A 2,480-nucleotide genomic window follows, 5' to 3' on the forward strand; every position below is an offset into this window, starting at 1 on the left:
CGAACGTAGCCGCCGTGTCGCTGAAGGTGACGCCGGACGACAGCAAGCCATCCCTTGTCGCGAGGGAACGCCGACAACAACTCCTCCATCGCGAGGAAGAGGTAGGAGACGTGAATTCGATAAGCTTGAACGTCGGCTTCGCTGTCGCTCTTTGGCCTACCCAGAGCATGCACGGGGTGCGCCATGTAGAACTCGAGGTTCTTTTGCCAAAGGTCCTTCGCTGCTTTTCGCTTGTTGAAGGCGAAGGTCCGCCAAGCCGTGAAGAGGCTCACAATCAACGCAACCGCGCTGATCGACAATGCAATGGGATTGGCGTTCGCACACAACGGCCCTACTCCGCCGCGATCGTGGCGCCGGCATAGCTGCCCTTGCGCGCGCGGTAGGTGTTGATGCGTTCCTCCACTTCGTGGCGGAAGTGGCGGAACAGGCCCTGGATCGGCCATGCGGCCGCATCGCCCAGGCCGCAGATCGTGTGGCCTTCCACCTGGCTGGCCACGTCGAGCAGCAGGTCGATCTCGGACATCTCGGCCTCGCCGGTGACCATCCGTTCCATCACCCGCCACATCCAGCCGGTGCCCTCGCGGCACGGCGTGCACTGGCCGCAGCTCTCGTGCTTGTAGAAGTAGCTGGCCCGCGCGATGGCCTTCACCAGGTCGGCGTCCTTGTCGAAGACGATCATGGTGCCGGTGCCCAGACCCGAGCCGCGCGCCTGCAGGTCCTCATAGGTCATGAGGGCCTCCTCGCACTGTTCGGCCGGGATCATGCGGACGGAAATTCCACCCGGGATCACCGCCTTCAGGTTGCCCCAGCCGCCACGCACGCCGCCGAAGTGCTCCTCGATCAGCTGCTTGACGCTGATGCCGACCGCGTCCTCGACCACGCAGGGTGTGTTGAGGTGGCCCGAGCCGGCGAACAGCTTGGTGCCGGTGGACTTCTCGGTCCCGAAGCCGGCGAACCAGTCGGCGCCCCGCCTGAGGATCGTGCCCACCACCGCGATGGTCTCGACATTGTTCACCGTCGTCGGGCAGCCGTAGATGCCGGCGCCGGCCGGGAACGGCGGCTTCAGGCGCGGCTGGCCCTTCTTGCCCTCGAAGCTCTCCATCAGCGCCGTCTCGTCGCCGCAGATATAGGCCCCGCCGCCATGCTGCAGGCCGACGTCGCAGTCCCAGCCGTGGAGGTTGTCCTTGCCGATCAGTTTGGCCTCGTAGGCCTGCTTGATCGCCGCGGTCAGCCGCTCGCGCTCATGGACGTATTCGCCGCGGATATAGATGTAGGCCTGCCGCGAGCGCATGGCCTTGCAGGCGATCAGACAGCCCTCGATCAGCAGGTGCGGGTCGTTGCGCAGGATGTCGCGATCCTTGCACGCGCCGGGCTCGCTTTCGTCGGCATTGACCAGCAGATAGTGCGGCCGCTCGCTCTCGACCTTCGGCATGAAGGTCCATTTCAGGCCGGTGGCGAAGCCCGCCCCGCCCCGACCACGCAGGCCCGAGGCCTTGATCTGGTCGCAGATCCACTCTGGCGTCTGGGCGACGATGTCCTTCACACCGTTCCAGGCGCCGCGCGCCTTGGCGCCCTCCAGGCCCCAGTCGCGCTGGCCATAGATGTTGAGGAAGATGCGGTCCTTGTCCGCCAGAAGTCCGGCCACCGCCTCAGTTCCCCTTGCTGTCGCGGGCGAGGCCGCGGATGAACCAGATCTGGGCGGCGAAGCCCAGGCCGAGGAAGCCGACGAAGCCCCAAAGCGCCCAGCTGACGCCATAGGCGAAGTGCGCGATGCCAAAGCCCACGGCCACCGCGGTGAGCCCGAGAGAGACGGCCACCATGCGCAGGAGGCGCTGCTTCATCTGGGCGGGATCGAGGCTCATGCCGGCGCCTTCGCGGATTTCAGCGCCTTGGGCGGCAGGTTCGGGATCGTCATCTTCTTGCCGAGCGAGCCGTTGTAGAGCGCCGCATCGGTAAGCGTGGTCAGGCCACCCTCTGGCGAGGAGCCCATCCGGCCGATCGCCGAGCCTGGCTTGGGTTTCTTGCCGGCGGCGAAGTCGTCGAGCAGCTTCTCGAAGCTCTCCGGCGTAAGGTCCTCGTAGTAGTCGTCGTTGATCGCGGCCATCGGCGCGTTGGCGCAGGCGCCCATGCACTCGACTTCCTGCCAGTAGAACTTGCCGTCCTGGCTGCGATGGTTGGACGGACCGAACTTCCTTTTGCACACGGCAAGAAGCGCCTCTGACCCACGGGTCTGGCAGGGCGTGGTGCCGCAAACCTGGACCAGAGCAACGCTGCCCACCGGCTCCAGCATGAACATCGTGTAGAAGGTGGCGATCTCCAGCACCCGGATCACCGGCATGCCGAGCAGGTCCGCGACGGCGCGAATGGCCGGCTCGCAGACCCAGCCTTCCTGCTTTTGCACCAGCCACAGGATGGCGATCACAGCGGACTGCTGGCGGCCGGCCGGGAAGTTTTCCATCCAGCCGCGCGCGGCCTTCAGG

General features: G+C 65.9%; 4 protein-coding genes. All 4 read right to left on the bottom strand.

Annotated elements, in window-relative coordinates:
* Positions 1-326 (bottom strand): hypothetical protein (locus Q0R13_RS12810; RefSeq protein WP_293904478.1); only part of this gene is annotated, 326 nt, incomplete at its 3' end.
* A 5-nt stretch (positions 327-331) separates the two neighbouring features.
* Positions 332-1,645: an NADH-quinone oxidoreductase subunit NuoF gene (gene nuoF / locus Q0R13_RS12815; RefSeq protein ID WP_293904480.1), complete on the bottom strand. Its 1,314-nt coding sequence runs from the start codon at positions 1,643-1,645 to the stop codon at positions 332-334.
* Between the two features lie 4 nt (positions 1,646-1,649).
* Entirely contained in the window at positions 1,650-1,862 is a 213-nt protein-coding gene (locus tag Q0R13_RS12820) for a hypothetical protein (RefSeq protein ID WP_293904482.1), read from the bottom strand.
* Positions 1,859-2,479 (bottom strand): NADH-quinone oxidoreductase subunit NuoE, encoded by a 621-nt coding sequence (nuoE, locus tag Q0R13_RS12825; RefSeq protein WP_293904484.1) that lies wholly within the window; start codon positions 2,477-2,479, stop codon positions 1,859-1,861. The genes Q0R13_RS12820 and nuoE overlap by 4 nt, the downstream gene beginning before the upstream one ends.
* Between the last annotated feature and the right edge of the window lies 1 nt (position 2,480).

Source organism: Phenylobacterium sp. (assembly GCF_025351295.1).
Classification (GTDB): Bacteria; Pseudomonadota; Alphaproteobacteria; order Caulobacterales; family Caulobacteraceae; genus Phenylobacterium.

Bases quoted from the DNA above. Each gene is read 5' to 3' on its own strand.
- Q0R13_RS12820 (WP_293904482.1), bottom strand. From the start codon at position 1,862: ATGAGCCTCGATCCCGCCCAGATGAAGCAGCGCCTCCTGCGCATGGTG.